This is a genomic window from Microbacterium schleiferi, from assembly GCF_038150145.1.
Lineage (GTDB): Bacteria > Actinomycetota > Actinomycetes > Actinomycetales > Microbacteriaceae > Microbacterium > Microbacterium schleiferi_B.
This window is the reverse complement of the sequence record NZ_JBBWSA010000008.1, coordinates 136,835-143,695: the sequence shown is the minus strand read 5'-3', so window position 1 is coordinate 143,695 and position 6,861 is coordinate 136,835. Positions and strand designations below refer to the sequence as shown.

The window sequence follows — 6,861 nt, the reverse complement described above, 5'->3', positions numbered from 1 at the left end:
GATGTGGTCGCGGTGTTTCTGAGACTGCCGCTTCTTTGTGATGAGATCCAACGGGCCGGTCACGGTGAGTTCATCCTCCCAGCACTCGATCCCGGTGACGCCGGGAAGCAAGTTACGGGTGAAGACGGGATCTCGGCCCTCTCGGCGCTGGCGCGTGTAATCGCGCAGCAGACGGAAGGCGATTCCAGACAGCAGCGCAATCGCGACGAGGTTGACAAGAGCCATGACGCCCATGATCCCGTCCGCGAAGCTCCAGACCAGGTCGGCGGAGGCGAGCGAGCCGACGAGAACCGCGAGCACCACGGCAACGCGATAGGCCGGGAGCACCCCGCGACGTGTGGTGATGAACTCGATGTTGGACTGGCCGTAGTAGTAATTGCCGAGGATCGACGAGAACGCGAGCAGGAAGATGATGATGCTGAGCGCAATGTTCGACCACTCGCCGAGCGTGGAGACGAGCGCCCCCTGCGTGAGTGCGATTCCTCGCGATGCGCCCGCAAGGTCTGGGACCGACACCAGGATGATGAAGGCCGTGATCGAGCAGACGAGGAACGTGTCGAAGTACACGCCCAGCGACTGCACCAGGCCCTGCTTGACCGGGTGGGTCACGGCGGCGCTCGCGCCCGCGTTTGGAGCCGAACCCAGGCCCGCCTCGTTCGAGAACATGCCGCGACGCACACCCGTGAGCACGATGTAGCCAAACGTCGCACCCACGACCTCGTTGAAACCCCAGGCCTGGGTGAAGATCTCTGCGAAGACGACGGGAAGCTGATCGATGTGGATGGCGACCACGGCAAGGCCCAGCAGCAGGTAGGCAAGTGCCATGAGGGGCACCAGGGTCTGGGTGACCGAAGCGATGCGACGGATGCCTCCGAAGACGACGAGCGCCGTCAACAGCGCCACCACCACCCCGGTGACCGGCGCCACCCATCCGGCATCCGTCCCGAAGCTCGATGAGACAGTGTCGGCGATCGTGTTGGCCTGGAGCGAGGAGAACGCGAAGGGGAAGCAGATCAGCAGGATGACGGCAAAGAGCACGCCCATCCACCGCGCGCGGAGTCCCCGCTGCATGTAGTACGCCGGCCCGCCGCGGAAGCCGCCCTCGGCATCGCGCACCTTGAACAGTTGAGCGAGCGAGGACTCGATGAAGCTCGAGGATGCCCCGATCAGCGCCATGAGCCACATCCAGAAGACGGCGCCGGGTCCTCCCAGCGCAATCGCGGTTCCGACCCCCGCGATGTTGCCGACACCTACCCGCGATGCTGCGGAGATTGTGAAGGCCTGGAACGACGACACGGACTGCGGCGCGCCGTCGGTTGTTCGCGGCGTTTTGTCGGTGAGGGTTCGGAACATCTCCGGGAACAGTCGGATCTGCACGACGCCAGAACGAACGGTGAAATACAGGCCCAGTCCGACGACGATCGGAAGGACGATCCAGGTCCAGAACAGGTCGCCCCACTCGACGATGAGGGAATTGACGGCATCCACGGCATCAGTATGTCGGTTCGGCGATGGAATGAGCGAGCACACGGGACGAGCGATGGAGTGATCGGGTAACGTGGGATGATTCCGCGCGGCGTGCGATTCGCGACGGGTAGAGCTGAATAGGGAGGTCACGATGGACATCGATCTGACACTGCTCAGAACGGTCGAGCGCGAGAAGGACATTCCGTTCGACGAACTCGTTCGCATCATCGAGCAGGCGATTCTGACCGCCTATGCCAAGCACACCTCGCCCACCGGTGAGGCCCCGGAGGGCGCGCGCGCTCAGCTGGACCGCAAGACGGGTCACGTCGCGGTCTTCGTCCCACTGCTGGATGACGAGGGCGCAGTCATCGGCGAGGAGGAGACCACTCCCGAAGACTTCGGCCGGATCGCCGCCTTCGCCGCCAAGCAGGTCATCAGTCAGCGACTGCGGGACATCGCGGACGACGCCGTCCTGGGCGAGTTCCGTGGCAAAGAGGGCGACATCGTCGCGGGTGTCGTCCAGCAGGGGCCGAACCCCCGGATGGTGCACGTGGACCTCGGCACCGTCGAGGCAATTCTGCCGCCCGAAGAGCAGGTACCTGGCGAGGACTACGCGCACGGCTCCCGCCTGCGGGTCTACGTCACATCCGTCTCCAAGGGGACGAAGGGTCCGTCGATCACGGTTTCGCGCACGCACCCGGGTCTGGTGCGCAAGCTCTTTGCTCTGGAGGTTCCTGAGATTCCCGCAGGCCTCGTCGAGATCGTCTCCCTGGCGCGCGAGGCCGGGCACCGCAGCAAGATCGCGGTGAAGGCCAACGATCCGTCGATCAATGCCAAGGGTGCGTGCATCGGGGAGTTGGGGCGGCGCGTACGCGCGGTCACCGAGGAACTCGGCGGCGAGAAGATCGACATCGTCGACTACAGCTCCGACCTCGCGACGTTCGTCGGCAACGCCCTCTCGCCCGCGAAGGTCACGTCCAGCTTCGTACTGGATGCCAAGACCAAGGCTGTACGGGCTTTGGTGCCGGATTACCAGCTGTCTCTTGCCATCGGCAAGGAAGGGCAGAACGCGCGTCTGGCCGCCAAACTCACGGGCGCCAAGATCGACATCCAGCCCGACAGCATCCTCGACGAGTCCTGATCAGCCATCGCCCTGCGTGGGCTGGCCCGGGAGGGCAGGTGTAGGATGGAACCCGTACGAACGTGCGTCGGATGTCGCACGCGTTCTGCTCGATCGGCGCTTCTTCGCGTCGTGGCCATCGAATCCGCACTCGTCTGGGACGAGCGGGCGTCGATGCCGGGGCGGGGGGCGTGGGTTCACCCGACCGGAGAGTGCGTCGACGCGGCACTGAAGCGTCGAGCTTTCGTACGCGCGCTCCGCGCCCAGGGTTCCCTGGATTCGCAAGCGCTCACGAAACGGCTGAACGAGAAACGGCTGAATGGCAATGGACACAAAGTGAACGGCTCGAAATGAGACCCGTCCGCAACTAGTGGTCCGCCCCTGTCTGGGCGGGCCCCAGACAGGAGAACTGTGGCAAAACCACGCGTGCACGAGATCGCATCCGAACTCGGCATTGACAGCAAGGTCGCTCTCGCAAAGCTGAAGGAGCTCGGCGAGTTCGTCAAGAGCCCTTCCTCGACGATTGAGCCGCCGGTCGCGCGTAAGCTCCGCGCGGCGTTTGAGGGCCAGGCTGCTGGCGCGTCCGCGTCCAGCGCTCCCGCTGCGCCTTCGGGCACAGCAGGATCGCGCCCCGCGCCGCGTCCCGGTGCGGCGTCGGGCCGCTCGGGATCGCGCCCTGCAGCTACCCCCGGGGCAGCAACTCCGGGACCACGCCCCGCGCCGAAGCCGGCAGAAGAAACCGTGGCTCCGGCTCCGGCTGCATCTGCCGCCCCCGCCGCGCCCACCAAGCCGAGCGCACCGCCATCCGAAAGCGCCCCGGCCGAGGCGGGATCTTCCGCCACGCCGACGCCGCAAGCCCCGCGTCCCGGCGGCGCACCGCGCCCCGGTAACAACCCGTTCGCGTCACAGCAGGGCATGGGTCAGCGCCCGGCAGGACCGCGTCCCGGTAACAACCCGTTCGCGTCGCAGCAGGGCATGGGGCAGCGCCCGACTCCCGCCAACATTCCGCGGCCCCAGGCCCCACGTCCCGGTTCGCCCGGACGCCCCGGTGGCCCCGGCCGTCCGGGCGGCGCGGGTCGTCCCGGCGGCGCCGGTCGTCCCGGTGCGCCGTTCCAGCAGCGTCCCGGTGGTCCCGGTCGTCCTGGCGGCGCCGGCGGTGGCTTCGCCCGTCCGGGCGCGCCCGCCGGTGGTGGCGGTTTCCCCGCTCGTCCCGGTGCTGGCGGCCGCGGTCGCGGCCCCGGCGGCGGTACAGCTGGTGCGTTCGGTAAGGGCGGCGGCAAGTCCAAGCAGCGCAAGTCGCGTCGGGCAAAGCGTCAAGAATTCGAGATGAGGGACGCGCCGCAGGTCGGTGGCGTCAACGTCCAGAAGGGCAATGGCGAGATCATTCGCCTGCGTCGTGGCGCGTCGATCTCGGACTTCGCCGACAAGCTCGAGGCGATCCGCGGTTACACGGTGCAGCCGGGCACGCTCGTGACGATCCTGTTCAATCTCGGCGAGATGGCTACGGCCACGGAGTCGCTGGATGAGGCGACCTTCGAGGTTCTCGGTGAGGAACTCGGCTACAAGATCCAGATGGTCTCGCCCGAGGACGAGGACAAGGAGCTGCTCGAAGGCTTCGGTCTGAACCTCGAGCAGGAGCTCGCCGATGAAGACGACGAAGACCTTGAGATTCGGCCTCCGGTTGTCACCGTCATGGGTCACGTCGATCACGGTAAGACCCGTCTGCTCGACGCCATCCGTCAGACGAATGTCGTCGCGGGGGAGGCCGGTGGCATCACGCAGCACATCGGTGCCTACCAGGTGTGGACTGAGCACGAAGACATCGAGCGGGCCATCACCTTCATCGACACCCCGGGTCACGAGGCGTTCACCGCCATGCGCGCCCGTGGTGCGCAGGTGACCGACCTCGCGATCCTCGTGGTCGCCGCCGACGACGGCATCATGCCCCAGACGGTCGAGGCGCTCAACCACGCCCAGGCCGCCGGGGTGCCGATCGTCGTGGCAGTCAACAAGGTCGACAAGCCGGATGCCAACCCGCAGAAGGTCCGCCAGCAGCTGACCGAGTACGGTCTGGTCGCCGAGGAGTACGGCGGCGATGTCATGTTCGTCGACGTGTCGGCGCGTCAGGGAACCGGCATCCAGGAGCTACTCGACGCCGTTCTGCTGACCGCGGATGCCGGCCTCGACCTGCGTGCGAACCCGAACAAGGATGCCCGTGGTGTGGCTATCGAAGCCAAGCTCGACAAGGGCCGCGGTTCGGTTGCGACCGTGCTCATCCAGTCCGGAACGCTGCGTGTCGGTGACGCGATCGTCGCGGGTACCGCCTATGGCCGCGTGCGCGCGATGGTCGACGAGAACGGCGACCCGGTCGAGGAGGCAGCGCCCTCGCGTCCGGTCCAGGTGCAGGGTCTGAACTCCGTGCCCCGTGCTGGTGATGTGTTCATCGTCACCGACGAGGACCGCATGGCTCGCCAGATCGCCGAGAAGCGTGAAGCTGCGGAGCGCAACGCTCAGCTGGCCAAGGCACGCAAGCGCATCTCGCTCGAGGACTTCACCCGGGCGCTCGAAGAGGGCAAGGTCGAATCGCTCAACCTCATCATCAAGGGCGACGTGTCCGGTGCCGTCGAGGCGCTGGAAGAGTCGCTCCTCAAGATCGAGGTCGACGATTCGGTGCAGCTGCGCATCATCCACCGCGGTGTCGGTGCGATCACCGAGTCCGACGTGAACCTGGCGACGATCGACAACGCGATCATCCTCGGATTCAACGTCCGACCGGACTCGAAGGCGCGCGAGCGCGCCGCCCGCGAGGGTGTCGACATCCGGTTCTACTCGGTCATCTACAACGCGATCGACGACGTCGAGCAGTCCCTCAAGGGTCTTCTCAAGCCGGAGTTCGAAGAGGTGCAGTCGGGTGTCGCCGAGATCCGCGAGGTGTTCCGTTCCTCGAAGTTCGGCAACATCGCCGGATGTATCGTCCGCAGCGGCACGATCACCCGCAACGCCAAGGCGCGCGTCATCCGCGAGGGTGTCGTCATCGCCGATGGCCTGGCAATCGAGTCGCTTCGCCGGTTCAAGGATGACGTCACCGAGGTTCGCACCGACTACGAGTGCGGTATCGGCCTCGGTAAGTTCAACGACATTCAGGTCGGCGACGAGATCGAAACGACCGAACTCGTGGAGAAGCCGCGCGGCTGAGAACCATGACGCGCTGAGATTCAGGATGTCCCGCCCGCTCCGGTCGGGGCATCCTGGCTCTCGACGGTTGTGCAAGCGCAAGGAGAGATGAGATGACTGGGGAACGTCAGGCACGCATGGCCGACCGGATCAAGGTGCTCGTTGCCGAGCGCCTGGAGAAGGGGCTGCGCGATCCTCGCATGGGGTTCGTGACGATCACCGACGTTCGCGTCACCGGTGACCTGCAGCACGCGTCAGTCTTCTACACGGTGCTGGGCAGCGAAGAAGAACGGACGTCAACAGCTGACGCGCTGCGAGCCGCGACCGGGATGCTCCGCAGCGAGGTCGGGCGAAAGCTCGGCGTGCGACTGACCCCGACGCTGGAGTTCATCCACGACGGGCTGGCCGAGGATGCCGGCCACATCGAGGAGCTGCTTCGTGAGGCGCGCGAACGGGACAACGCCGTTGCGGGCCTCGCTGCATCTGCGACCTACGCCGGCGACGCCGACCCCTACGTGGCGCCGCGCGCTGTCGCCGACGACGAGGACTGACGTCCTCTCGGCTCGGCTCGGCTCGGGTCGGGTCGGTTCAGCCGTGCACCGCGGCGCGGACGGCCGATTGGAGTGAGCGACCCCAGTGGCGAGCGCGCTCCAGTTCACCGGCTACGAGCGGTCCCTGGAGGTCGGAGACATAGAAGCTCCGTGATGCGACCGGGACGAAGCCGCGCGCTCGACCCTCCTTGGCCGCAGCCCGACTGGCAGAGCCCGGCACCCAACGCTGTTTGGTGTGCGTGTCGAACGTTGCAAGCGACACCGGCGTGGTCACGCTGACAGCGCCCAGCCATTCGCGAAGACCGCGGGAGCTGGCTCGCACGGCCCCGCGTGAGACGGCGTCGTACCGCGTTGCTTGGCGCGACATCGAGAACGCGTGGGTCGGCCCGCCAGCAACGACGAGCGCGGCATCCGTCGGGACAGTCAGTTGCGCGCTGTCGACATCCGTGATCGACACATCCGACCACTCAGCCAGCCCCTCGGCCGTCGCTCGCGCGATGTCCCGGGTGTTGCCGAACATCGACTCGTAGATCACGAGAGTCTTCACGA

6 protein-coding genes are annotated in these 6,861 nt (G+C 66.5%); 4 read left to right on the top strand and 2 right to left on the bottom strand.

What is annotated here, in order from left to right; all coding sequences use genetic code 11:
- Positions 1–1,488: alanine/glycine:cation symporter family protein (locus tag AADH62_RS11075; RefSeq protein ID WP_341579524.1), on the bottom strand; the 1,488-nt coding region annotated here is incomplete at its 3' end.
- A gap of 130 nt (positions 1,489–1,618) precedes the next feature.
- On the opposite strand from AADH62_RS11075, the gene nusA reads away from it, so the two are divergent.
- The 4 genes from nusA (at position 1,619) to rbfA (ending at position 6,312) form a co-directional block, all read left to right on the top strand.
- Positions 1,619–2,608: a transcription termination factor NusA gene (gene nusA, locus AADH62_RS11070; RefSeq protein ID WP_341579523.1), complete on the top strand. Its 990-nt coding sequence runs from the start codon at positions 1,619–1,621 to the stop codon at positions 2,606–2,608.
- Between the two features lie 45 nt (positions 2,609–2,653).
- Entirely contained in the window at positions 2,654–2,941 is a 288-nt protein-coding gene (locus tag AADH62_RS11065; protein ID WP_341579522.1) for a YlxR family protein, read from the top strand.
- Positions 2,942–2,998: 57 nt separating this feature from the next.
- Positions 2,999–5,782, top strand: a complete 2,784-nt coding sequence (gene infB, locus AADH62_RS11060) for a translation initiation factor IF-2 (protein WP_341579521.1) — start codon at positions 2,999–3,001, stop codon at positions 5,780–5,782.
- A 92-nt stretch (positions 5,783–5,874) separates the two neighbouring features.
- A complete protein-coding gene (gene rbfA, locus AADH62_RS11055; RefSeq protein WP_341579520.1) occupies positions 5,875–6,312 on the top strand; it encodes a 30S ribosome-binding factor RbfA in 438 nt (145 codons plus the stop codon).
- Positions 6,313–6,349: 37 nt separating this feature from the next.
- On the opposite strand, the gene AADH62_RS11050 is transcribed toward rbfA, so the two are convergent.
- Entirely contained in the window at positions 6,350–6,859 is a 510-nt protein-coding gene (locus AADH62_RS11050; protein ID WP_341579519.1) for a flavodoxin/nitric oxide synthase, read from the bottom strand.
- Positions 6,860–6,861 lie beyond the last annotated feature (2 nt).

What these genes read in the sequence shown, in the direction of transcription:
- rbfA (WP_341579520.1), top strand. Translation starts at nt 5,875, where the DNA reads ATGACTGGGGAACGTCAGGCACGCATGGCCGACCGGATCAAGGTGCTC.
- AADH62_RS11065 (WP_341579522.1), top strand. Translation starts at nt 2,654, where the DNA reads ATGGAACCCGTACGAACGTGCGTCGGATGTCGCACGCGTTCTGCTCGA.
- nusA (WP_341579523.1), top strand. Translation starts at nt 1,619, where the DNA reads ATGGACATCGATCTGACACTGCTCAGAACGGTCGAGCGCGAGAAGGAC.